This window comes from Mesorhizobium sp. KR1-2 (assembly GCF_040045035.1).
Taxonomy (GTDB): Bacteria; Pseudomonadota; Alphaproteobacteria; order Rhizobiales; family Rhizobiaceae; genus Pseudaminobacter.
Genome location: NZ_JBDZDS010000002.1, coordinates 581,035 through 603,280, shown reverse-complemented (window position 1 = coordinate 603,280; position 22,246 = coordinate 581,035). Strand labels below are relative to the sequence as shown.

Below are 22,246 nucleotides of genomic sequence, written 5' to 3'. Positions count from 1 at the left end.
GAGTTTTCAATCAAGGGGACCAGGGCATGACCATGGCCTCCAACACCCTGGCGCAGTCTCCGGCGAAACAGGCCGGCATCTTCTCGCGCATCGTCTCCGGCAGCGTTTTTCCGGTGCTGTCGATCCTGGCGGCGCTGGTCGTGCTCTGGTACGTCTTCGCCGTTGTCATGAATGCGCCATTCCAGCGCGATCTCGACCGGCGCGCGGGCGAAGCGCCAGGTTTCGTCGAATTCGTCGGCAAGACGCTGACGCAGCCCAAGCCGGTTTTGCCAACGCCGTACCAGGTGGCGTCGAACTTCTTCGAAAACACCTTCATGCGGAAGATCACCAGCAACCGCAGCCTCGTCTACCATGCCTGGGTGACGCTTTCCTCGACGCTGCTGGGCTTTGCCTTCGGCACCGTGCTCGGCATCCTGATCGCGGTCGGCATCGTGCATTTCGTGGCGCTTGACCGCAGCCTGATGCCATGGATCATCGCCTCGCAGACCATCCCCATCTTGGCGATCGCGCCGATGGTGGTGGTGGTGTTCGCGGCCGTCGGCATCACCGGGCTGGTGCCCAAGGCGCTGATTTCGACCTATCTGTCGTTCTTCCCTGTGGCCGTGGGCATGGTGAAGGGCCTGCGTTCGCCGGAGATCATGCATCTCGACCTCATGCACACCTACAACGCCAGCCCCTCGCAGACCTTCTGGAAGCTGCGCGTGCCGGCCTCGGTGCCGTATCTCTTCGCCTCGATGAAGGTGGCGGTGGCGGCAAGCCTCGTCGGCGCGATCGTTGCCGAACTGCCCACGGGTGCCGTGGCCGGCATCGGCGCCAAGCTGCTCGCCGGATCCTACTACAGCCAGACCATCGAGATCTGGTCGGCGCTCGTGGCCGGATCGATTGTCGCGGTGCTGCTGGTCACCCTGGTGGGCGTTGCCGGGCGCATCGTCGAGCGCTCGATGGGCGGGAGGCCGGCATGAGCGGGTTCAAGATCTCATGGCAGGCGGCGCTGGCGCTCATCGTCGGCGTGATTGCTGCCGCAAAGCTGCCCATTGCCGGCATCGAGGGCGCGGAGCCGTTCGGCCCGGGCGCGACGGCGGCCGTCTTCGCCCTGATCGGGGCGGCGGCGCTGCTGTCCATGCTGCCTCTGTCGGGCTGGCTCGCGGCAGCGATCCTGTTCGTCGGCGCCCATGGAGCGGCATGGCTGCTCATTTCTGGCATCGCCGGCAGCGAGGGCGCCGCGCACGCCTCGTTCTTCCTGCTGGTGGGGGCCGCGTGGCTTCTCGCCTGGCGTTGCGTGACCGTGCTTTCGGCGATGCGGCCCGAAAACCGCTCGGCAAGCACGTTTCTGCGGCTGCTGATCCCGACCATCTTCGGCGCCTGGATCCTGATCATCTGGGAGACGGTGACGCGCGGGGCGGGCATTCCCTTCGTGCTGTTGCCGCCGCCCAGCGCAGTCGCCGCCCGCTTCGCCAATTCGCTGCCGGTGCTGTGGGCGGACGTGAACCAGACCATCTTCCACGCCGTGATCTTCGGCTACATCATGGGCTGCGGTGCGGGCTTCGTGACCGCGATCCTCGCCGACCGCGTGGATTTCCTGCGGCGCGGGCTTTTGCCCATCGGCAACATGGTCTCCGCGCTGCCGATCATCGGGGTCGCGCCCATCATGGTGATGTGGTTCGGCTTCGACTGGCATTCCAAGGCAGCGGTGGTGGTCATCATGACCTTCTTCCCGATGCTGGTGAACACGGTGGCGGGGCTTGCCGCCTCCGGTCACATGGAGCGTGACCTGATGCGGACCTATGCGTCGGGCTACTGGCAGACGCTGTGGAAGCTGCGCCTGCCGGCCGCCGCGCCATTCATCTTCAATGCGCTGAAGATCAACTCGACGCTGGCGCTGATCGGCGCGATCGTCGCCGAGTTCTTCGGCACTCCTGTCGTGGGCATGGGCTTCCGGATCTCCACCGAGGTCGGGCGCATGAACATCGACATGGTCTGGGCCGAGATCGCGGTTGCGGCGCTTGCGGGTTCGGTCTTCTATGGTGTGGTTGCCCTTGCGGAAAGGGCTGTCACGTTTTGGCATCCGTCTGTCCGTGGTGGGTAGACGAACTTCAGAGGGTGGAAAGAATGAAGAAACTGATCGTCTCCATGCTTGCCGGCGCGATGTCGCTGGCGGCTGTCCAAGCCTGGGCGGCCGACAAGGTTACCCTGCAGTTGAAGTGGGTGGCGCAGGGCCAATTCGGTGGTTACTTCGTCGCCAAGGACAAGGGCTTTTATGAAGAGGAAGGCCTCGACGTCGACATCAAGCCGGGCGGCCCGGACATCGCGCCCGAGCAGGTGATCGCCGGCGGCGGCGCCGACGTCATCGTGACCTGGATGGCAGCTGGCCTTTCGGCGCGCGACAAGGGCGTGCCCCTGGTCAACATCGCCCAACCCTATGCCAAGTCCGGCCTTGAACTGATCTGTCCGAAGGATGGCCCGGTCAAGACCGAGGCAGACTTCAAGGGCCACACGCTCGGCGTCTGGTTCTTCGGCAACGAGTATCCGTTCTATGCCTGGATGCACAAGCTCGGCTATTCCACCGATGGTGGCCCGGATGGCGTGACGGTTCTGAAGCAGAGCTTCGACGTGCAGCCGCTGGTGCAGAAGCAGGCCGACTGCATCTCCGTCATGACCTACAACGAATACTGGCAGGCCATCGATGCCGGCTTCAAGCCGGAAGACCTCATCGTCTTCAACTATTCGCAGCTCGGCAACGACCTGCTTGAGGACGGCCTCTATGTCATGCAGGACAAGCTCCAGGACCCGGCCTTCCAGGACAAGATGGTGCGCTTCGTGCGCGCTTCGATGAAGGGCTGGAAGTATGCCGTCGAGCACCCGGATGAGGCCGCCGGAGCTGTGATGGATGCCGGCGGGCAGGACGAGAACCACCAGAAGCGGATGATGGGCGAAGTGGCAAAGCTGGTCGGCGATGGCAAGCTCGACAAGACGCTCTACGACCGCACCGTCAAGGCACTGCTGGACCAGAAGATCATCACCAAGGAGCCGGAAGGCGCCTACACCACCGAGATCACCGACAAGGCCCTCTGATCCGGCTCGCGAACACCGCCTGCCCGGGCATTCCGGGCAGGGCGTGATATCGGATTGCCGCAGAAGCGGCACGAAGCAACGGGAGGGGCGGGTGACCGCCCCTTTTTCCGTGTATCGGGTCGCAACCTTGAGGCTCCGGAGTCGTTATTGCCACTCCTCAGGAAGCGCGGAGTTCGCCTCCGGGGCGGGCGCTTCCTAATCCAGGGAGGCAGTGCAATGAAACACTCCAGCTTTTCGCCGCTGATGGCCGGCCTTGCGATCTCCATCATGCTGATGGCTTCGCCGGCTCTGGCCGAAGCCATGAAATTGACCGCGAAAATGGACGGCAGCCAGGAGGTTCCGCCAACCGACAGCAAGGGGTCGGGCGTGGTGGACGTGACCTATGATCCGGATACCAAGACCATGGAATGGACGCTGGAATATTCCGGTCTGACCGGCAAGGCGACCGGGGCCCATTTCCACGGGCCTGCCGGTTCGGGAGAGAACGCGGATGTGGCCGTGCCGATCCCTGATCCCCAGAGCGGCACGAAAGGATCGGTCACCCTGACGGAAGAGCAGGCGTCCGACCTGATGAACGGCAAGTACTACGTCAACGTCCACACCGCCAAGCATGCGAGCGGCGAGATCCGCGGCCAAGTCATGCCCACAGGCAATTAACCCACCGCAGGCGCCATCGGCGCCCGCACTGGAAGGGCGCCGTGGCGCCCCTTTTCCATCAGCGTTTTTCGCGGATGTCCGTAAGCGTGCGCGCCGGCGTGATCGCTTCGGGATCGAGCTTGATCTCGATGATCGCCGGCTTGCCGCTTGCCTTGGCGCGCTCGAAGGCGGGCGCGAAGGCATCCGTCGTCTCCACCGTTTCGCCATGGCCGCCATAGGCGCGGGCAAGTGCGGCGAAGTCGGGATTGCGAAGGTCGGTTCCCTCCACGCGGCCCGGATATTCGCGCTCCTGGTGCATGCGGATCGTGCCGTAGATGCCGTTGTTCACGACCACGACGATGATCGGCAGGTCGTACTGCACGGCGGTGGCGAATTCCTGGCCGTTCATCAGGAAGCAGCCGTCGCCGGCAAAGGCGACCACGGTGCGCTCGGGGAAGGTGGCTTTTGCCGCAACTGCAGCTGGCGTGCCGTAGCCCATCGAGCCCGAGGTCGGTGCGCCCTGCGTGGCAAAGCGGCGGAAGCGGTGGAAGCGATGCACCCAGGTGGCGTAGTTGCCGGCACCATTGGTGAGGATCGCGTCCTCGGGCAGCACGCTTTCCAGATAGTCCATGATCGGGCCCATCTGCACCGCGCCGGGGCCGGTTTTCGGCGGGGTCGACCAAACAAGATAGTCGGCATGCGCCTCGGCAGTCGCATCGGCCCATGCGGGAGCCGTAGGGCCGTTTCGCTTTTCGAAGGCCCGCGCGAAAGCGGTCGGCGAGGCGTTGATGGCGACCGTCGGACGGTAGACGCGGCCGAGCTCGCTGGAATCGGGGTGGATATGCACCAGCGTCTGGTCCGGATAGGGGCTCTTCATCAGCGTGTAGTCGGATGAAGGCATTTCGCCGAAGCGTCCGCCGATCAGCAGGATGAGGTCGGCCTCCTTGATGCGGGCGGCGAGCTTGGGATTGATGCCGATGCCCACGTCGCCGGCATAATTCGGATGCAGGTGGTCGAACAGCATCTGGCGGCGGAACGAGCAACCGACCGGCAGCGACCAGGCCTCGGCGATTCTGGTGAATGCCTGGACGCCGTGGCGTGTCCAACGTGTGCCGCCAAGGATCGCGAAGGGCCGCTTTGCCGCGTTGAGAAGGGCTTCAAGCCGGTCGAGCTCGGCCTCGCCAGGCTGCGTCTCGACAGGCGTGAAGGGCAGGGCGGCGGGCGCTTCGACGAGGGAGGTCAGCATGTCCTCCGGCAGCGAGATGACCACCGGGCCGGGGCGGCCGGACGTGGCGATCGAGAAGGCGCGGGTGACGATCTCGGGAATGCGCGCGGCGTCGTCGATCTCGGTCGCCCATTTGGCGATTGGGCCGAAGAAGGCGCGGTAGTCGACCTCCTGGAACGCCTCACGCTCCTTGGCGTGACTGGCCACCTGGCCGATGAACATGATGAGCGGGATGGAATCCTGCCTGGCGATGTGGATGCCGGCCGACGCATTGGTGGCGCCGGGGCCGCGGGTGACGAAGCAGATGCCGGGCTGGCCGGTCAGCCGGCCGGCACAGTCGGCCATCATCGCGGCGCCCCCTTCCTGCCGGCAGACGATGGTCCGGATGGGGGAATCATGCAGCGCGTCCAGCACGGCGAGGTAGGACTCGCCCGGTACGCAGTAGACCCGCTCGACGCCATTGGCCTCGAGTGCTTCGACGATCAGCTTGCCGCCGGTTTTCATGATCCCGTTTTCTCCAGTTCCCTGAGTATTTCTTCTGTGTGTTCGCCAAGGCGCGGCGAGGGGCGCTCGTAAGTCAGCGGCGTTTCGGAAAGCACCATCGGCGCGCGCACCGAAGGCAGCTTGTTGCCGTGGCCGTCGTCGAGGTCGAGGCGCATGCCGCGTGCGATCACTTGCGGATCGGCGAAGGCCTGGCCGATATTGTTGATCGGGCTTGCCGGCACGTGGGCCTTTTCCAGCGCGTCCAGAAGCGGCGCGCGCTCGAAGGCCGCAAGGGCTGCCACGATCTTCTCGCGCAGCGTCACGCGGTTGGCCACACGGGCCGAATTGGTGGCGTAGAGCGGGTCGTCGGCCAGTTCCCCAAGGCCGATTGCGGCGCAGAACTTCCGGAACTGCCCGTCATTGCCGACCGCGAGGATGAAATGCCCGTCCTTCACCGGCAGCACCTCATAGGGGGCGATGTTGGGGTGGGCATTGCCCATCTGCACCGGCGGCACGCCGGAGACGAGATAGTTCAGGTTCTGGTTGGCAAGGACGGAAACCTGCGCGTCGAACAGCGCCATGTCGATGTGCTGGCCCTGGCCGGTGGCTTCGGCGTGGCGAAGCGCGGCCTGGATCGCGATGACAGAATAGAGGCCGGTGAAGATGTCGGTGACGGCCACGCCCACTTTCTGCGGCTCGCCGCCAGCCGGCCCGGTGATCGACATCAGGCCAGACATGCCCTGCACGATGAAGTCGTAGCCCGCGCGCGGCGCATAGGGGCCGTCCTGGCCGAAGCCGGTGATCGAGCAATAGACCAGCTTCGGGTTGATCTCGCGCAGGCTCTCATAGTCCAGCCCGTATTTCTTCAGGCCGCCGAGCTTGAAGTTCTCGATCAGCACGTCGGCGGTGGCAACGAGCTTGCGGATGGTCTCCGCGCCTTCCGGCGTGGAAAAATCGACGGCGATAGAGCGCTTGCCGCGGTTGCAGGAATGGTAATAGGCGGCCGAAAGGTTCTCGCCGTCGTGGCCTTCCACGAAGGGCGGTCCCCATTTGCGGGTGTCGTCGCCGCCGTTCGGGCTCTCGACCTTGATGACGTCGGCGCCGAGATCGGCCAGCAGCTGCCCGGCCCAGGGTCCCGCGAGAATGCGGGCAAGCTCGATGACGCGGATGCCGTGAAGTGGAGGATTTGCCATGAAACGCCCTGGAGAGAACTGACGGGAATGCCGAATGCTCTAGCAACATTCGGGCGGCCGTGTCACGGCCGATGCTCTGGGCCAAGCTGTCATGGGACTCAATTTGCCACAGTTCGTTCCGCCCAGTCGGCGAATTGCGCCATGATGATGTGGCGATGCACCTCGTTCAAGCTTTCGTGGCGGGTCTCGGCGTAAACCTTTGCAAACAGATTCGAAAATCCCTGCCGGTCGAGGCGGATCGCCAGATCGGTGATGGCCTTGCCGCCATTGGTTGCCGGGTCCTTCTCGCCTCCGACGAGATTGAAGGGAAGGTCGCGGCGAAGACCCGCGAAATTGCGGTCGTCGGCCGCGTAGAAGATCATGCCGAACAGGTCCTGCCAGAGCGACACCGAGGCGTCCCAGCCGCAAAGCGGGTCGGCGACATATTTGTCGACCTCGGCTTCGTCGCGCGACAGCCAGTCGAATTCGGTGCGGCGGTTGGGCACCTTCTTCGCCCAGTCCTGAAAGGTCAGTTTTGGCAGGATGCGCGAGGGCACGTCGGAGCCCATGCGGAAACGCTCAAAGGCCAGCAGGGCCTGGGCCAGCCGGCCGAGCATGCCGGCGGAGAAATTGGCGTTCCAGATCGCGGCCGCGTGCACGTTCTGCGGGTGGCGCAGCACATAGTTCAGCGCGACGATGCCGCCCATCGAGTGGCCGAAGACGATGACCGGCAGGCCGGGATGTTCCGTCGCGATCAGCCGATGGATCGCAGCGACATCGGCCATGAGGTTGGCCACACCATCCGGGTCGCCGAACACGCCGCGCGGCGCGTCCGGGGCGGAAGAGTAGCCATGGCCGCGATGGTCGTGGGCGTAGACGTGGAAGCCGCGCATGGCCATGAAATCGGCAAAGCGGGCATAGCGTGCGGCGTGTTCGGCCAGGCCGTGATTGATCTGCACGACGCCTAGCGGCCGGCTCTCGGCGAGGCGCGCGTAGAGATTGATCTTCGCGCCGGTCGGCGACTGGTAAAGCGTCTGTCTGTCGAACGGCATGGCCTTCACCCCCAGCTGACTGTGGGCGATGCCTGGGGTGGGCGTCAAGGGAGGGCACGCTTGTGGTCGAGCCGACTCATGACAGGTGCGCGCACTGTCAGCAGCCGGTCAGGGTGCCCTTGTGCGCCACAAGACTGCCCATATACTGCGCAGACTTCGGCCCGCACATTTCCCGCCGCGTTTTCGCGAACCGCCGCGAAAGCGCTACCGCCAACCCCACCGCACGTCCTCACCATGCAGCCGATCATATCCGTCTCGAACCTTTCCAAGACCTATGCGTCCGGTTTCAAGGCGCTGAAGAACATCGATCTGGAAATCCGCCGCGGCGAGATCTTTGCGCTGCTCGGCCCCAACGGCGCGGGCAAGACGACGCTGATCAGCATCATCTGCGGCATCGTCAATCCGTCCGAGGGCACGGTGCTTGCCGACGGCCACGACATCGTCAGGGACTTCCGCCCCGCCCGCACGCGCATCGGGCTGGTGCCGCAGGAACTGGCGACCGACGCCTTCGAGACCGTCTGGAACACTGTCAGCTTCAGCCGCGGTCTGTTCGGCAAGCCGCGCAACCCGGCCCACATCGAGAAGGTGCTGAAGGAACTGTCGCTGTGGGACAAGAGAAACAACCAGATCATCACGCTCTCGGGCGGCATGAAGCGCCGCGTGATGATCGCCAAGGCGCTGTCGCACGAGCCGCAGATCCTGTTCCTCGACGAGCCGACCGCCGGCGTCGACGTCGAGCTTCGCCGGGACATGTGGGAGGTGGTGCGCTCGCTGCGCGCCACCGGCGTCACCATCATCCTCACCACGCATTATATCGAGGAGGCCGAGCAGATGGCCGACCGCGTGGGCGTCATCAGCCACGGCGAGATCATCCTGGTCGAGGAAAAGGCCGAACTCATGCGCAAGCTCGGCCGCAAGCAGCTCACACTGCAGCTTCTGGGCCAGCTCGACCGGGTTCCGCCGGCGCTGGCCAACCACGGGCTGGAACTGGCCGATGGCGGGCACGAGCTCGTCTACACATATGACACGCAGGGCGAGCGCACCGGCATCACCTCGCTGCTCAAGGACCTCAACGACGCCGGCATCCGGTTCAAGGACCTGCAAACGAAGCAAAGTTCGCTGGAAGACATCTTCGTCAATCTGGTGAGGGAACGGCGATGAATTTTTACGCGATCCGCGCGATCTACCTGTTCGAGATGTCGCGAACCTTCCGCACCCTGCTGCAGAGCATCGTCTCGCCGGTCATCTCCACCTCGCTCTATTTCGTGGTCTTCGGGGCGGCCATCGGCTCGCGCATCAGCGAGATCAACGGGATCAGCTACGGCGCCTTCATCGTGCCGGGTCTCATCATGCTCTCGCTGCTCACCCAGAGCATTTCGAACGCTTCCTTCGGCATCTATTTCCCGAAATTCGTCGGCACGATCTACGAGATCCTCTCGGCGCCGGTGTCCTATCTGGAAATCGTCATCGCCTATGTTGGGGCGGCGGCGTCCAAGTCCATCCTTCTTGGCCTGATCATCCTGGCCACCGCCTCGCTTTTCGTGCCGCTGCACATCGAACACCCGGCCTGGATGGTTCTGTTCCTGGTGCTGACGGCGGTGACCTTCAGCCTGTTCGGCTTCATCATCGGGATCTGGGCCGGCAATTTCGAGCAACTGCAGCTCGTGCCGCTGCTGATCGTGACCCCGCTGACCTTCCTTGGCGGCAGCTTCTACTCCATCGACATGCTGCCGCCCTTCTGGCAGAAGGTCACGCTGTTCAACCCAGTGGTCTATCTGGTCAGCGGCTTTCGCTGGAGCTTCTTCGGCTTTTCCGACGTGAATGTCGCGGTCAGCCTCGGCATGACGCTGGTGTTCCTCACCATCTGCCTGACCACGGTCTGGTGGATCTTCCGGACCGGCTGGCGGATCAAGGCGTAGGAACCGCCGCGCTATTGCGTGCCCGATCCGGGCTCCTGATAGGCGGTGCGCCTGAGGCTTCCGACGACCTCGTCGATCTGGACGTCGCTCTCACCGAGGGTGCGAAGAACCATCCCGCCTAGCAGCAGGCTCGACTCGATGGTCTCGGGCATGACGTTGCTGGCGCCATGGCGCATCAGCTCGTCCATGTTTTCCGCGTCGCGGGCGCGCACGATGACCGGCATGTCGGGCAGGTCCCGTCTGATCATCCTCAGCACGGATGCTGCCGCCGCAGGGTCGTCGAGAGTGATTACGGCAGCGCGCGCCAGGCGCACCTTCGCGGCGTGAATGATCGCCTCATTGGAAGCGTTTCCATAGAACACGTGCAGTCCTTTGGCCCGCGCGGCGGCCACATTGGCCGCGTCGAGGTCGACCGCGATCCACTGGATGTCTCGTGCATCGAGCATCGCGGCGATGGTGCGGCCTACGCGTCCATACCCGGCGATGACGACATGGTCTGTGAAGAATTCGGCCTCCGCGGCCAACGCGGCCGTGCCGCCAAAGCCCTTTTCCTCCAGCCAGGCTTGCAGTCGCCGTCCGGCCAGGCCCAGCAGTGGCGTCAATGCCATGGTGATTGCCACGACCGCCAATAGAAACTGGCCTGTTTCAACGGAAAGAACCGCGGTTCCCATCGCAAGCGAGAACAGCACGAATGCGAATTCGCCACCTTGCGCCAGGTGCAATCCCACATTGGCGGAAAGGGGCAGAGGCAGCCGGAACAGTCGGCACAAGACCGTCATGATCGCGGCCTTGGCAAGGATGACAAGCGCTGCGACGGCCAAAATCTCCGGCAGCCGGGGAATGATGGTCCGAAAGTCGACCAGCATTCCTATCGAGACGAAAAACAGCCCCAGCAGCAGTCCCCGGGCCGGGCGGATGTCGGCGTCGATCTGGTGACGATACTCTGTGCCGGCAAGCATCAGCCCGGCCAGGAAGGCGCCGAGCGCCATGGACAATCCCGCCACCATCGTGGCCCAGGCCGTGCCCAGGACCACGAGCAGCGTTGCGGCGGCGAACAGCTCCGGGCTGCGCGTGCCGGCGATCATGCGATACAGGGGGCGGAGAACCAGCCGGCCAGCCACGATTATGAGAACGAGCGCGGCAAGCGCCTTTATCGCGGCGACCGCAAGCGCTCCACCAACCGCTTCAGGTTGAGTGCCAAGCGCGGTTACGATCGCCAGGCCGGGCACCACCGCGAGATCCTGCAAAAGCAGCACGGATAGGACGACGCGGCCGAAATGCGTGGGAAGTTCGCCCCTTTCAGACAGGAGCTGGAGAACAAACGCCGTCGAGGACAGGGCCAGCGCGCCGCCGATCACCACCGCCTGGCTCCAGCTGGCGCCGAACAGCAGCGCGCCGCCGGCAAGTATCGCTCCCGTTACCAAGACCTGGGCGACGCCAAGACCGAAGACATAGCGCGCCATCACCCGGAGCCGTTCCAGCGACAGCTCGAGGCCGATCGCAAACAGCATGAAGACGACGCCAAGTTCGGCCAGCCGATGGGTGCCTTCCACCTCGTGGACCAGTGCCAGCCCATGAGGGCCGATGATCACACCTGCGACGAGGTAACCGATGACCGCATTGATGCCGAAACGGCGGAAGAGGGGCACGACGACGATTGCCGCAAGCAGGAAGACGATCGCGTCGCGCAGGATCGAAGGTTCGTAGGACGCGGTGTCAGGCATATGCGGATCGTGAAGCCGGTGTGTTGGGCATTCACTGTAGTCACATTGCGTGCCGATTGCGAAGCCGCAAAGGGGCGCCAGCGGCGCGGCCCGGGCCAATATCCCGAAAGCATTTGCCGTTTCGGCCCGTATCGCCTACATAGCGCTCAACCTGAAGAACCCAATCCTCACAATCGATTCATGGGATAAGCGCGCGTGGCACGCCAGTTCATCTATCACATGGCCGGGCTGAACAAGGCCTACGGCACCAAGAAAGTCCTCGAGAACATCCATCTCTCGTTCTACCCCGACGCCAAGATCGGCATTCTCGGCCCCAACGGCGCCGGTAAGTCGACGATCCTCAAGATCATGGCCGGCATGGACAAGGAATACACCGGCGAAGCCTGGCTAGCCGATGGCGCGACCGTCGGCTACCTCGCGCAGGAGCCGCAGCTCGACCCGAGCAAGACCGTGTTCGAAAACATCATGGACGGCGTCGCCAAGAAGACGGCCATCATCGAGCGCTACAATGAGCTGATGATGAACTATTCCGACGAGACCGCCGAGGAATCGGCGCATCTTCAGGATGAGATGGACCGCCTGAACCTGTGGGATCTCGAACAGCAGGTCGAGATGGCGATGGAAGCGCTGGCATGCCCGCCCAGGGATGCAGACGTGACCAACCTTTCGGGCGGCGAGCGCCGCCGCGTGGCGCTCTGCAAGCTGCTGCTCAGCGAGCCGGACCTGCTGCTGCTCGACGAACCGACCAACCACCTCGACGCCGAGACCACGGCGTGGCTTGAAAAGCACCTGCGCGCCTACAAGGGTTCCGTGCTGCTCATCACCCACGACCGCTACTTCCTCGACAACGTCACCGGCTGGATCCTCGAGCTCGACCGTGGCCGCGGCATCCCCTACGAGGGCAACTACACCGCCTATCTGGAAGCCAAGGCCAAGCGCCTCAAGCAGGAAGGCCGTGAGGACGACGCGCGCCAGAAGGCTATCACCCGCGAGCGCGAGTGGATTGCGTCTTCGCCCAAGGCGCGCCAGACCAAGTCCAAGGCCCGTATCAAGGCCTTCGAGGACCTGCTCGAGCAGGCCAACAACCGCCGCCCGACCGATACGCAGATCGTCATCCCGCATGGCGAGCGCCTCGGCAATGTCGTCATCGAGGTCGAGGGCATCAACAAGGGCTTCGGCGACGAGCTGCTGATCGAAGACCTGACCTTCAAGCTGCCTCCGGGCGGCATTGTCGGGGTCATCGGCCCCAACGGCGCCGGCAAGACCACGCTGTTCAAGATGATCACCGGCCAGGAGAAGCCCGATTCCGGCTCGATCCGCGTCGGCGAGACCGTCAAGCTCGGCTATGTCGACCAGAGCCGGGATGCGCTCGACCCGAACAAGACCGTGTGGGAAGAGGTCTCCGGCGGCGCCGAGGTGGTCAAACTCGGAAAGTTCGAGGCCAACACCCGCGCCTACTGCTCGTCCTTCAACTTCCGCGGCGGCGACCAGCAGCAGAAGGTCGGCAACCTCTCGGGCGGCCAGCGCAACCGCGTGCACCTGGCAAAGATGCTGAAGACCGGCGGCAACGTGCTGCTGCTCGACGAACCGACCAACGACCTCGACACCGAGACGCTGGCGGCCCTCGAGGATGCGCTGGAAAACTACGCCGGCTGCGCCGTCATCATCTCCCACGATCGTATGTTCCTCGACCGCCTGGCCACGCATATCCTGGCCTTCGAGGGCGACAGCCATGTCGAGTGGTTCGAGGGCAACTTCGAGGACTACGAGAAGGACAAGGTCCGTCGCCTCGGTCCCGATGCGCTCACCCCGCACCGGATGACCTACAAGCGGCTCACCCGCTAACACTTTCAACGCCCCGCCCATCCCGGCGGGGCGTTTTCGTTTGGAGTTCCCGCGATGAAAGACTGGTCGGCTGCGCAGTATCTGAAGTTCGAGGACGAGCGGACGCGGCCCGCGCGGGATCTTCTGGCCCAGATCCCGCTCGACAAGCCGCGCCATGTCGTCGACATCGGCTGCGGGCCGGGCAATTCCACCGAACTTCTTGTCGCGCGCTGGCCCGAAGCAAAGGTTTCCGGCTTCGACACCTCGCCTGCCATGATCGAGGAGGCGAAGAATCGGCTTCCCGCAGTGGATTTCCGGATCGCGGATGCCGAAAGCTGGGCGCCGGGCGAGCCGGTGGACGTCATCTTCGCCAATGCTGTGTTCCAGTGGCTGCCCAACCACCGTGAGGTTCTGGCGCGCCTGCTCGGATTGCTGCGGCCCGGCGGCTTCCTCGCCGTCCAAATGCCGGACAACATGGCCGAGCCCTCGCATGCGGCGATGCGCGAGACGACCGCCGCCATGCCTTTCGCCGAAAAGATCGCCGGGGCCGCGCGTGCGCCGCTGCCGCCGGTCATGTCCTACTATGACCTGCTGGCGCCGCTGTCGGCGCGGCTCGACATTTGGCACACCATCTACAACCACCCGCTGGCCGATGCCGGCGCGATCGTGGAGTGGGTCAAGGGAACGGGCCTAAAACCTTTCGTCGATCCGCTTGACGAGGCCGAGCGCAAGGTGTTTCTAGCCGCCTACACTGCGCGCATCGCTGCGGCCTATGAGCCGGTGGCGGACGGCAAGGTACTGCTGCGGTTTCCGCGCCTGTTCATGGTGGCCCAGCGAAGATAGCGCGTCAGCCGCCTTGGCGTGGCCAATTAAACTGACGTAAACTGCTGCATTGCAACAATGGCGGCGAAAAGCGGTCCTGGATACGTGCGCGCAAGGATCGTGTCGAGCATGCGCACCAGGCGGGCACAAGCATGCATCGCGTCATCATCAGCGGTATCGGCGTCGAAATCCCCGAGTTCAGCATCACCAACGAAGAGCTGGTCGCCAGCTTCAACAGTTGGGTCGATGCCGAAAATCCCCGGCGCGCGGAGCAGGGGCTGGAGCCGCTCTCGAAGTCGGACGCCGATTTCATCGTCCAGGCCTCGGGGGTGAGGAAACGCCACGTCATCGAGCGCGAGGGCATCCTGGACCCCGCCCGCATGGCGCCGCGCATTCCTGCGCGTGACGACGAGGATCTGTCGCTTGAGGCGGAGTTCGGCATCGCCTCGGCACGCAAGGCGCTGGCGCATGCCGGCGTTGAGCCGGCCGATGTGGACCTCATCATCTGCTCGGCCTCGCACCACCAGCGGCCCTATCCGGCGCTGGCCGTCGAGATGCAACAGGCCATGGGCACGCAAGGGGCGGGCTTCGACATGGGGCTTGGCTGTTCCTCCGCGGTCGCGGGCCTGCATGTGGCGGTCAATCTGGTGCGCTCGGGCGCGCAGAAGCGCGTGCTGGTGTCGACGCCGGAGATCATCACCGGCCATCTCAATTTTCGCGATCGGCAGACGCATTTCATCTTCGGCGACGCCTCGGCGTCGATGGTGGTGGAGGCGATCGGCGAGGACGAGGTGCGGCCCGGTTGCTTCGAGGTGCTCGACTCGCGGCTGTGGACGCAGCTTTCCAGCAACATCCGCACCAATCTCGGCTATCTCACCCGCACCTTCCAGGACGATCCCTACATGATTGATCTGGAAGGCAACATGATCAAGCAGGTGGGCAACCGGGTGTTCAAGGACGTCACGGTTGCCGGCCATCGCTTCATCGTCGGCTTCCTGGCCGAGCACGGCCAGACGCCAGACGACATCCGCCGCTTCTGGCTGCACCAGGCCAACGCGCGCATGAACGCCATGATCCTGAAGCTCGCTTTCGGCCACGAGGTCGGCCACGACCGCGCGCCGATGGTGCTGGAGCGGCTGGGCAACACGGCCGGTGCCGGCGCGGTGATCGCGTTTCAGGAAAACCACGCCGACATGAAGGCCGGCGACTACGGCCTGCTCTGCGCCTTCGGCGCGGGCTATTCCATCGGCGGCGCGCTGCTGAAGATGATGTAGGGGCGGTGGCGATCTGCCGCCTGCTACCCCGTCACCAATCACTCCCGCTCATCCACCGATCAGGCTTATTGGCTGGACGCGGGGCGGTTGCAGCGGCATGTTCGCGCCGAAACATGAGGAATCCCATGCTCGACCAGCAAAGCCCCGCCACGGAAGTCGAAATCCTGCCCGCCCGCAAGCTGACCGCCAGGGCGGCCGGCGTCTATATCGCCGAAAACGACGATTTCGAGACGCGCGCGACCGATGCGCTGGAACTCGATTTCCAGGGCATCCTCAATGACTACCATGCCGGTCACACGCGCCGCTCGGGCGGACGCGAGCCGTGGTATCCGCGCGGCACCGAGATGCGCAACGAGCGCCAGCTGTCCATCCTCGCGCTGGACGAGCTGGCCAAGGCGGCGCAGGCAATGGGCCTCGCTGAGATCAAGCCGGAATGGATCGGCGCCAATCTCGTGCTCGACGGGCTGCCGCACCTTTCCATGCTGCCGTCCGGCACGCTGCTGTTCTTCAAGGGCGGCGTGACGCTGAAGATCGACGGGCAGAACGCGCCGTGCCGCATCGCCGGCCGCCGCATCGCCGAGCGCGCCAGCATGCCCGACCTCGATAGCGGAGCGCTGCTATTCCCCAAGGTGGCCAAGCGCCTGCGCGGCCTCGTCGGCTGGGTGGAAAAGCCGGGCCGCATCGAAGCCGGGGAAGAGGTCTCGGTCCGAATTCCCGAGCAGTGGCTCTATCGGGCCTGAGCCCGTCGCCGCACCGCGCGCACGTGTCTCAAGGATACCGCACCGGGCTCGACCAGGCCGGGTCCTCGTGCCTTTGCCAGTAAAGATCTTTCAGGCGCCGAGTCATCGGCCCGACCTTGCCGTCGGCTATGGGAGCCCCGTCGATCCTGGTAACCGGCATGATGCCGCCGGCAGTCGAGGTGATGAACACCTCGTCGGCCCCGCGCAGGGCCTCGACGCTGACGGTCGTGGCGGCGGCTTCGATCCCCAGCTCGGCGCAGAGATCGAACACGGTGCGCCTCGTGATGCCCGGCAGCACGCCGGTCGCCGGCGTCGTCAGCCGGCCGTCCTTCACCGTGAGCACGTTGAAGCCGGGGCCCTCGGCGACATTGCCGTCGAAGTCGAGCAGCAGTGCCGTCTCGGCATTGTTGTCATAGGCGTCGTAGAGGCCGCGCACGAGGTCGAGCCAGTGATAGTTCTTGATTGCCGGGTCGATGGACGCCGGCGGAATGCGCACCCGATTGCTGATGGCGACATGCAGCCCGCGCTCGAGCTGCTCCGCATTGGCAACCGAGCCGAAGGGGATGGCAAACGCCATGAAGCGGTTCACCGCATCGCGCGGGTCGCGGCTGAAGGTGGGCGAAGCGCCGCGCGTGCACAGCATCTCGACATAGGCCGAGCGGTGGCCGGATAGCGCGACGCAGTTGTGCAGGATCTCGGCCACTGCCTCCCGGTCGTAAGGGATGCTCATGCGCAGCCGCTCCAGTCCGCCGAAGAAGCGCTCGATATGCAGGTCGAGCCGGAAGAAGCGGCCGTTCCAGACATGCACCGTGTCGTAGGTGGCGTCGGAGTGCAGGAAGCCATAGTCCAGCACCGAGATCTTGGCTTCCGAGACCGGCACATACTGGCCGTCGAGATAGGCGACGCCGCTTGGATAGTTGTGCGGGTCCACGTGGCGGCTGCCGAGCGTGGGCAACGCAGAAACCTGTCGGTCCATTTCCGTCCTCCTCCGTTTTCCCGATGCTGTCGGGCGAGGGCGGATCAGGCCATATTCCATTGGCCACGGACTATGGGGCCAGGCGCAGCCGGGCTGGCCCCAGGAAAGGCACGCGTCTCGGGTGTGCCGCGCCTGAAAGTGGGTCTACCCCTTGCGGTTTCCGTGAGGCCCTTGCGCCATCACGGCGACATCGTCCCATTTTTCCCAGAGCGCGATGCGATCGCCATATTCCATCTTGATCATGGGCAGGCCGACATCGCCGAAGAAGACGCGCAGCGGCGGTTCGGCCGCATCCACGACCGCCAGCATGGCGGCTCCGGTCGCCTCCGGGTCGCCGGGAACGGTGGTTTCGCGGCGATGGGTCAGCTTTGCGCGAACCGGATCATAGGCGGCGATCGGCTCTGCGAATTTCGCCGAAGGGCCGCCCCAATCGGTGGAGAAGCCGGCCGGCTCGACGAGCGTCACATGGATGCCGAACTCCGCAACCTCGGCGCTGAGCGCTTGGCTGAACCCCTCCAGCGCCCATTTGGAGGCGTGGTAGAGGCCGATCGACGGAAACGCATTCACCCCGCCGATGGACGAAATCTGGATGATGTGGCCGGAGCCCTGCGCGCGCATGATCGGCAGCGCCGCCTTGGTCACCCACAACGCGCCGAACAGATTGGTTTCGATCTGGGCGCGGGCTTCCTGCTCGTTCACTTCCTCGATGGTGCCGAACTGGCCATAACCGGCATTGTTGATGACGACGTCCAGGCGGCCGAAGCGCTTGTGCGCCTCCGCCACGGCGCCATCGACCGCATGCTTGTGGTCGACGTTGAGGGCCAGGGCGGCGACCTGGTCGCCATATTTGTCGACGAGATCGGCGAGCGTGTCGACATTGCGCGCGGTTGCCGCCACGCGGTCGCCCCGCGCAAGCGCGGCCTCCGCCCATACGCGTCCAAAACCCTTCGATGTTCCGGTAATGAACCAAACCTTCTGCGCCATGATCCGCAATCCTTGCGCTTCGAGCGATGATTGCTGCTTCAACGGAGAACTCTCCGTTTGGTTCACGCGTCAGGAATGCCCCGGATCGGTTGCAACGGCTCTATTCGTCCTCGTCGTCGAGATCGAGCAGGCGCGTCGCGCGCCAGCCGGTGAGGACCCGGTTGACATGACCGACGACGAAGAAACGGGCGGAGTCGCGGTCATAGCCTTCTTCCAGCAACTTCTCGTAGTCGGTGTGCTGGTGGCGGACATGGGCCACCGTTGCCAGCCACACCGCGATCGTCGGCGGCAGCGTCTTCAGGTGCGGTGCGCTGGCGTCGGCGCGGATGCGCTCGGTGTCGGCATAGGGCGCCATGGGCAACAACGCCGTCAGCGCCTTGGCAATGGCCCTCTGCCGGCCGGTGGAAGGTCTTGTCATTCGGACCGCCCGAACACGGCGTCGGGATAGGCGTCGACGCTCGGAATATAGGGTTTCAGGTCAATGACCGGGGTGCCGTCGAGCGCGTCGATCGCTTCCAGCGTCAGCACGCCGGCCTCGATGTCGAGCTTCACCAGCCGTGCGATGTGCAGCCCGACCGGGTTCGGCCGGGCAGGCGAGCGCAGGCCGAAAACGCCTTTGGCGTCAGAGGCATGGCGAGGTTTCTGGATAATCAGATTCCGCGGCGCGTGCTGTAGCCAGGTCAGGATCACGACATGGCTGGCGCGGTCGAGCCCTGCCAGCCCCGGCCGGTAGGGCGCGTCGACCTCGACGGTCGCGCCGCCGCCCTTTTCGCGCGCCGCGCCCATGTTCTTGGGGCACTCCTCGCGCGTGGTCCATGGCGAGCGGATGCGGCCGATGAACACGATATGCCCGTCCCCTGGCATCGCTCCCGGGTCCTCGGCCAGCGGCTGCTCTCCCTCGCGCTCTTCGAACATGCTGCGTCCTGCCATCCTGCTATCCCAACGCCGTCTTCCTGCCTGCACGCGACATTGCCGTTGCAAATCGACCTAACATCACATAAAGATATGTTTATGTCTTTTTGCAAGAGGTCGCGGCATGCGGGTCACCCTTGATACCCTGGTTGATACATTGAAGGCGGCTGCCGAATCCAGCCGCTTGCGCATACTGGCGCTGTTGTCGCGCGGCGACCTCACCGTCTCCGACCTTACCGAAATCCTCAACCAGTCGCAGCCGCGCGTTTCGCGGCATCTGAAGCTGCTGCTCGAGGCAGGCCTGATCGAGCGCTATCAGGAAGGCTCCTGGGCGTTCTTCCGGGTCACGGATTCCGACGGCGGCCGCGAATTCGTGCAGGGGCTGGTGTCTCGCGTGCACGACGGCGATCCGCAGGTCGAGCGCGACCTGGAGCGGCTTGGTGCCGTGAAGCGCAAGCGGCAGGAACGCGCCCGCGAGTTCTTTGCCGAGAACGCCGCCAGCTGGGACGAGATCCGCTCGCTGCACGTGCCCGACAAGGCGGTGGAGACCGCGCTGCTCAAGCTGGTCGGCAAGCGCCCGTTCCAGACCATGCTCGACCTCGGCACCGGTACCGGGCGGCTCCTGGAGATTTTCGCGCCGCTTTATCGGCGCGGCATCGGCATCGACATGTCGCGCGAGATGCTGACGGTGGCGCGCGCCAATCTTGACCGGGCCGGCATTTCCAACGCGCAGGTGCGGCTGGGCGACATCTATGCCCCGCCGGTCGAGCGCGATTCCTTCGACCTCGTCACCATCCACCAGGTTCTGCACTATCTCGACGATCCGGCGCTGGCGATCCGCGAAGCCGCGCGCTTGCTGCGTCCCGCCGGCCGCCTGCTGATCGTCGATTTCGCCTCGCATGCACTGGAATTTCTGCGCGCGGAACATGCGCATATGCGGCTCGGCTTCTCCGACCGCCAGATCGCCGAATGGTTCACTGAGGCCGGGCTCGATCTGGAGGAGACCCAGAACTTCGAGCCGCGCGGCGGTTCGGAGGCCAAGCTCACCGTCAAACTCTGGCTCGGCCGCGACCGTCGTCTGCTGATCGCCGATCCTGCCGCCAATTCTGCCGCAAGGGAAACCGCCTGATGAACAATTTCGGATTTTCGCGTCGACCCGACATCGGCGGCAAGGTCAGCGTCTCGTTCGAGTTCTTTCCGCCGAAGAGCGAGGAGATGGAGGCCCGGCTGTGGGACACGGTCACCCGGCTTGAGCCGCTGCAGCCGGAATTCGTCTCTGTCACCTATGGTGCCGGCGGCTCGACGCGCGAGCGCACGGCGCGCACCGTCAAGCGCATCCTGACCGAGACGACGCTGACGCCGGCCGCGCACCTGACCTGCGTCGACGCCGTGCGCGGCGAGATCGACAAGGTCATCGGCGAATTCGTCGACATGGGCGTTACACGCTTCGTCGCATTGCGCGGCGACCCGGTCGAGGGTGTCGGAGCGTGCTATCGGCCGCATCCGGGCGGCTATGCCAACGGCGCCGAACTTGTGGGGGCGTTGAAGAAGGTCGGCGATTTCGACATCTCGGTCTCCGCCTATCCGGAAAAGCATCCCGAGAGCCCGGACTTCGCCACCGACATCGACATGCTGAAGCGCAAGGTCGACAATGGGGCCACGCGCGCCATCACCCAGTTCTTCTTCGACAACGACCTCTATGAGCGTTACGTCGAGCGGGTGCGCCGCGCCGGCATCTACGTGCCCATCGTGCCGGGCGTGCTGCCGGTGCACAATTTCACGCAGGTTGCCCGGTTCTCGGAGCGAGCAGGCGCCCATGTGCCGGCCTGGCTGGCGGAACGCTTCGACGGGCTGCAGGACGACCCGCAGACCCATGCGTTGGTGGCCGCGGCGGTTGCGGCCGAGCAGGTGCTCGACCTCGTCGAGCGCGGCGTGGACGATTTCCACTTCTACACCATGAACCGCGCCGATTTGTCGCTCGCGATCTGCCACATGATCGGCATTCGCGCCCAGGCGGCCAAGGCGGTGCCGAGTTCGGCCGCGGCCTGAAGCCCCAAAAGGAAAGGCCGGACGCTTGGCCCGGCCTTCGAATGTTGCCGGCTGGCGCCGGCCCCCAACAGCTCGGGGCTTAAGGAAGAACTCCTACGATCAGGGCGCCTATAACAGCGAATGCAGCGCAAATCATCAATGCGTTGATCGGCCGTGCAAGTCCCATAACTAGCCTCCTTCTTGAGCTATGGCGCCGGAGTCTAGGGGACTTTGGGCAACACGCAAGCACAAATCATGCTGCATTGCGACACAAATGGCCCGAATGCGACCCTGCCTGTCGGCTTTAGCCTTTGAAACAATTCATCAAAAGCCGGCTTAGGACTTGTGAATAAATTGTGGCGGAGTGCCGGCTTTTTTGCGTCGGAAGCGCCCCAGAATCCGGCCGTCGATGGTGAGCAGGCCGATGCCGATCAGCGCCATGCCCATCAGTTCGACCGCTTCCAGCCGTTCTCCAAGGAAGATCATGCCGAGGAGTGCGGCACTCACCGGCACGATCAGCGTCACCAGCGAGGCGTTTGTGCCGCCGGCCGAGGCGACCAAGTTGAAAAACAGAATATAGGCAAAGGCGGTGGACAAGAGCGCCAGCGCCAGCACCGCCGCCCACACCGGCAGGCTGGCCGAGACCAGGCCGGACGTGCCGTACACCAGCGCCACGACCGGGATCATGATGACGGCCGAGGCGGCAAGCTGGCCGGTCGCCACGACCGGCGGCGGCAGGGCGCGGAAGCGCCGCGCCACGATCAGTGCGAAGGCATAGGACAGCGCGGCGCCGATGAGCGCGAACTTCGCCCACACAGGTCCGCCCAGACCGGCCAAAAGGCCGGGGCCGATCATAACCGCTGTGCCGGCAATGCCCAGCAAAATGCCGGCCAGCTTGTTGCGCGTCAGCTTCTCGTCGTCGGTGAAGAGGTTGGCGACGATCAGCGTCCAGAACGGCGTGGTGGCGTTGAGCACGGCGGCGAGGCCGGCGCCGAGCTCGGTCTGGCCGAGGAAGATCAGCGAGAAGGGGATGACGTTGTTGAGCAGCGCCAGCGCGAAGAATGGGGCTATGTAGGGCAGGGCCAGCCGGATCGAAGGGCCACGCAGCCCAAGATAGACGAGCAGCGCAACCGCTGCGATGGTCACCCGGTACAGCACCAGCACCAGCGGCTGGATTTCGGCGACCGCGACGCGGGCAAAGAAGAACGAGCCGCCCCAGATCGCGCCGAGCAGCAGAAGCTGGCTCCAGTCCCTGGCGTTCATCGTCTTTTGTGCCAATCCGGCGGTGGAACCTGTGCCCATGAAAAATCCCCTCGGAGCTACGCCGGAGGAATGAAACTCGCCCATCCCGCAACGATTGGGATGGAGCAGGCTGCCACTTTCTGCCGGGCCAGAAGCCCGGC

The 22,246-nt window shown here is 64.7% G+C and carries 21 protein-coding genes; 12 read left to right on the top strand and 9 right to left on the bottom strand.

Translation table 11 applies throughout. The features are described 5' to 3' along the window. Nucleotides 1-26: 26 nt before the first annotated feature. The 4 genes from ABLE85_RS07125 to ABLE85_RS07110 all read left to right on the top strand — a co-directional run bounded on the left by ABLE85_RS07125 (nt 27) and on the right by ABLE85_RS07110 (nt 3,729). A complete protein-coding gene (locus tag ABLE85_RS07125; protein WP_348791994.1) occupies nt 27-962 on the top strand; it encodes an ABC transporter permease in 936 nt (311 codons plus the stop codon). Next, entirely contained in the window at nt 959-2,086 is a 1,128-nt protein-coding gene (locus tag ABLE85_RS07120; protein WP_348791993.1) for an ABC transporter permease, read from the top strand. The genes ABLE85_RS07125 and ABLE85_RS07120 overlap by 4 nt, the downstream gene beginning before the upstream one ends. 23 nt (nt 2,087-2,109) lie before the next feature. After that, the gene (locus ABLE85_RS07115; protein WP_348791992.1) at nt 2,110-3,072 is read left to right on the top strand and encodes an ABC transporter substrate-binding protein; all 963 of its coding nucleotides are present in this window, start codon (nt 2,110-2,112) and stop codon (nt 3,070-3,072) included. A gap of 216 nt (nt 3,073-3,288) precedes the next feature. After that, nucleotides 3,289-3,729 (top strand): CHRD domain-containing protein, encoded by a 441-nt coding sequence (locus tag ABLE85_RS07110; protein ID WP_348791991.1) that lies wholly within the window; start codon nt 3,289-3,291, stop codon nt 3,727-3,729. A gap of 58 nt (nt 3,730-3,787) precedes the next feature. On the opposite strand, the gene ABLE85_RS07105 is transcribed toward ABLE85_RS07110, so the two are convergent. The 3 genes from ABLE85_RS07105 to ABLE85_RS07095 all read right to left on the bottom strand — a co-directional run bounded on the left by ABLE85_RS07105 (nt 3,788) and on the right by ABLE85_RS07095 (nt 7,640). Then, nucleotides 3,788-5,437, bottom strand: a complete 1,650-nt coding sequence (locus ABLE85_RS07105) for a thiamine pyrophosphate-binding protein (RefSeq protein WP_348791990.1) — start codon at nt 5,435-5,437, stop codon at nt 3,788-3,790. After that, nucleotides 5,434-6,609: a CaiB/BaiF CoA-transferase family protein gene (locus ABLE85_RS07100; RefSeq protein WP_348791989.1), complete on the bottom strand. Its 1,176-nt coding sequence runs from the start codon at nt 6,607-6,609 to the stop codon at nt 5,434-5,436. Before ABLE85_RS07100 ends, ABLE85_RS07105 begins: the two co-directional genes overlap by 4 nt. Before the next feature lie 98 nt (nt 6,610-6,707). Further along, nucleotides 6,708-7,640 carry an alpha/beta hydrolase gene (locus ABLE85_RS07095; RefSeq protein WP_348791988.1) on the bottom strand — a complete coding sequence of 311 codons (933 nt, stop codon included), beginning with the start codon at nt 7,638-7,640 and terminating at the stop codon, nt 6,708-6,710. A gap of 234 nt (nt 7,641-7,874) precedes the next feature. On the opposite strand from ABLE85_RS07095, the gene ABLE85_RS07090 reads away from it, so the two are divergent. Both ABLE85_RS07090 and ABLE85_RS07085 read left to right on the top strand, forming a co-directional pair. Beyond that, a complete protein-coding gene (locus ABLE85_RS07090; protein WP_348791987.1) occupies nt 7,875-8,801 on the top strand; it encodes an ABC transporter ATP-binding protein in 927 nt (308 codons plus the stop codon). Next, entirely contained in the window at nt 8,798-9,559 is a 762-nt protein-coding gene (locus ABLE85_RS07085; protein ID WP_348791986.1) for an ABC transporter permease, read from the top strand. The genes ABLE85_RS07090 and ABLE85_RS07085 overlap by 4 nt, the downstream gene beginning before the upstream one ends. An 11-nt stretch (nt 9,560-9,570) precedes the next feature. On the opposite strand, the gene ABLE85_RS07080 is transcribed toward ABLE85_RS07085, so the two are convergent. Next, nucleotides 9,571-11,283, bottom strand: coding sequence for a monovalent cation:proton antiporter-2 (CPA2) family protein (locus tag ABLE85_RS07080; protein WP_348791985.1), 1,713 nt, complete (start codon nt 11,281-11,283; stop codon nt 9,571-9,573). A gap of 195 nt (nt 11,284-11,478) precedes the next feature. Between ABLE85_RS07080 and ettA the strand changes: the two genes are divergently transcribed. From ettA to ABLE85_RS07060, 4 genes are all read left to right on the top strand, one after another. After that, complete coding sequence (ettA, locus tag ABLE85_RS07075; protein WP_348791984.1) at nt 11,479-13,128, top strand: energy-dependent translational throttle protein EttA; 1,650 nt, start codon at nt 11,479-11,481, stop codon at nt 13,126-13,128. A 54-nt stretch (nt 13,129-13,182) separates the two neighbouring features. Next, nucleotides 13,183-13,950 (top strand): trans-aconitate 2-methyltransferase, encoded by a 768-nt coding sequence (gene tam / locus ABLE85_RS07070; protein WP_348791983.1) that lies wholly within the window; start codon nt 13,183-13,185, stop codon nt 13,948-13,950. 131 nt (nt 13,951-14,081) lie between these two features. After that, nucleotides 14,082-15,203: a beta-ketoacyl-ACP synthase III gene (locus ABLE85_RS07065; RefSeq protein ID WP_348791982.1), complete on the top strand. Its 1,122-nt coding sequence runs from the start codon at nt 14,082-14,084 to the stop codon at nt 15,201-15,203. 125 nt (nt 15,204-15,328) lie between these two features. Continuing rightward, a complete protein-coding gene (locus ABLE85_RS07060) occupies nt 15,329-15,943 on the top strand; it encodes an MOSC domain-containing protein (protein WP_348791981.1) in 615 nt (204 codons plus the stop codon). A 28-nt stretch (nt 15,944-15,971) separates the two neighbouring features. Here the strand turns inward: ABLE85_RS07060 and ABLE85_RS07055 are convergent, their stop codons facing one another. The 4 genes from ABLE85_RS07055 to tsaA all read right to left on the bottom strand — a co-directional run bounded on the left by ABLE85_RS07055 (nt 15,972) and on the right by tsaA (nt 18,833). Next, nucleotides 15,972-16,919, bottom strand: coding sequence for a D-amino acid aminotransferase (locus ABLE85_RS07055; RefSeq protein WP_348791980.1), 948 nt, complete (start codon nt 16,917-16,919; stop codon nt 15,972-15,974). A gap of 144 nt (nt 16,920-17,063) precedes the next feature. Further along, entirely contained in the window at nt 17,064-17,903 is an 840-nt protein-coding gene (locus tag ABLE85_RS07050; RefSeq protein ID WP_348791979.1) for an SDR family oxidoreductase, read from the bottom strand. A 100-nt stretch (nt 17,904-18,003) separates the two neighbouring features. Continuing rightward, entirely contained in the window at nt 18,004-18,321 is a 318-nt protein-coding gene (locus tag ABLE85_RS07045) for a DUF2293 domain-containing protein (protein ID WP_348791978.1), read from the bottom strand. Beyond that, on the bottom strand, nt 18,318-18,833 hold the full coding sequence (tsaA, locus tag ABLE85_RS07040; protein ID WP_348791977.1) for a tRNA (N6-threonylcarbamoyladenosine(37)-N6)-methyltransferase TrmO: 516 nt from the start codon (nt 18,831-18,833) through the stop codon (nt 18,318-18,320). The genes ABLE85_RS07045 and tsaA overlap by 4 nt, the downstream gene beginning before the upstream one ends. 106 nt (nt 18,834-18,939) lie before the next feature. Here tsaA and ABLE85_RS07035 point away from each other — a divergent pair, with 106 nt between their 5' ends. Continuing rightward, nucleotides 18,940-19,944, top strand: a complete 1,005-nt coding sequence (locus tag ABLE85_RS07035) for a metalloregulator ArsR/SmtB family transcription factor (RefSeq protein WP_348791976.1) — start codon at nt 18,940-18,942, stop codon at nt 19,942-19,944. Beyond that, a complete protein-coding gene (metF, locus tag ABLE85_RS07030) occupies nt 19,944-20,864 on the top strand; it encodes a methylenetetrahydrofolate reductase [NAD(P)H] (RefSeq protein WP_348791975.1) in 921 nt (306 codons plus the stop codon). Before ABLE85_RS07035 ends, metF begins: the two co-directional genes overlap by 1 nt. Before the next feature lie 315 nt (nt 20,865-21,179). Here the strand turns inward: metF and ABLE85_RS07025 are convergent, their stop codons facing one another. After that, on the bottom strand, nt 21,180-22,145 hold the full coding sequence (locus tag ABLE85_RS07025) for a DMT family transporter (protein WP_348791974.1): 966 nt from the start codon (nt 22,143-22,145) through the stop codon (nt 21,180-21,182). Between the last annotated feature and the right edge of the window lie 101 nt (nt 22,146-22,246).

Excerpts from the sequence above, each read along its gene's own strand:
- ABLE85_RS07125 (WP_348791994.1), top strand. The coding sequence starts at position 27 with ATGACCATGGCCTCCAACACCCTGGCGCAGTCTCCGGCGAAACAGGCC.
- ABLE85_RS07120 (WP_348791993.1), top strand. The coding sequence starts at position 959 with ATGAGCGGGTTCAAGATCTCATGGCAGGCGGCGCTGGCGCTCATCGTC.
- ABLE85_RS07115 (WP_348791992.1), top strand. The coding sequence starts at position 2,110 with ATGAAGAAACTGATCGTCTCCATGCTTGCCGGCGCGATGTCGCTGGCG.
- ABLE85_RS07110 (WP_348791991.1), top strand. The coding sequence starts at position 3,289 with ATGAAACACTCCAGCTTTTCGCCGCTGATGGCCGGCCTTGCGATCTCC.
- ABLE85_RS07105 (WP_348791990.1), bottom strand. The coding sequence starts at position 5,437 with ATGAAAACCGGCGGCAAGCTGATCGTCGAAGCACTCGAGGCCAATGGC.
- ABLE85_RS07100 (WP_348791989.1), bottom strand. The coding sequence starts at position 6,609 with ATGGCAAATCCTCCACTTCACGGCATCCGCGTCATCGAGCTTGCCCGC.
- ABLE85_RS07095 (WP_348791988.1), bottom strand. The coding sequence starts at position 7,640 with ATGCCGTTCGACAGACAGACGCTTTACCAGTCGCCGACCGGCGCGAAG.
- ABLE85_RS07090 (WP_348791987.1), top strand. The coding sequence starts at position 7,875 with ATGCAGCCGATCATATCCGTCTCGAACCTTTCCAAGACCTATGCGTCC.
- ABLE85_RS07085 (WP_348791986.1), top strand. The coding sequence starts at position 8,798 with ATGAATTTTTACGCGATCCGCGCGATCTACCTGTTCGAGATGTCGCGA.
- ABLE85_RS07080 (WP_348791985.1), bottom strand. The coding sequence starts at position 11,283 with ATGCCTGACACCGCGTCCTACGAACCTTCGATCCTGCGCGACGCGATC.
- tam (WP_348791983.1), top strand. The coding sequence starts at position 13,183 with ATGAAAGACTGGTCGGCTGCGCAGTATCTGAAGTTCGAGGACGAGCGG.
- ABLE85_RS07065 (WP_348791982.1), top strand. The coding sequence starts at position 14,082 with ATGCATCGCGTCATCATCAGCGGTATCGGCGTCGAAATCCCCGAGTTC.
- ABLE85_RS07060 (WP_348791981.1), top strand. The coding sequence starts at position 15,329 with ATGCTCGACCAGCAAAGCCCCGCCACGGAAGTCGAAATCCTGCCCGCC.
- ABLE85_RS07055 (WP_348791980.1), bottom strand. The coding sequence starts at position 16,919 with ATGGACCGACAGGTTTCTGCGTTGCCCACGCTCGGCAGCCGCCACGTG.
- ABLE85_RS07050 (WP_348791979.1), bottom strand. The coding sequence starts at position 17,903 with ATGGCGCAGAAGGTTTGGTTCATTACCGGAACATCGAAGGGTTTTGGA.
- ABLE85_RS07045 (WP_348791978.1), bottom strand. The coding sequence starts at position 18,321 with ATGACAAGACCTTCCACCGGCCGGCAGAGGGCCATTGCCAAGGCGCTG.
- tsaA (WP_348791977.1), bottom strand. The coding sequence starts at position 18,833 with ATGGCAGGACGCAGCATGTTCGAAGAGCGCGAGGGAGAGCAGCCGCTG.
- ABLE85_RS07035 (WP_348791976.1), top strand. The coding sequence starts at position 18,940 with ATGCGGGTCACCCTTGATACCCTGGTTGATACATTGAAGGCGGCTGCC.
- metF (WP_348791975.1), top strand. The coding sequence starts at position 19,944 with ATGAACAATTTCGGATTTTCGCGTCGACCCGACATCGGCGGCAAGGTC.
- ABLE85_RS07025 (WP_348791974.1), bottom strand. The coding sequence starts at position 22,145 with ATGGGCACAGGTTCCACCGCCGGATTGGCACAAAAGACGATGAACGCC.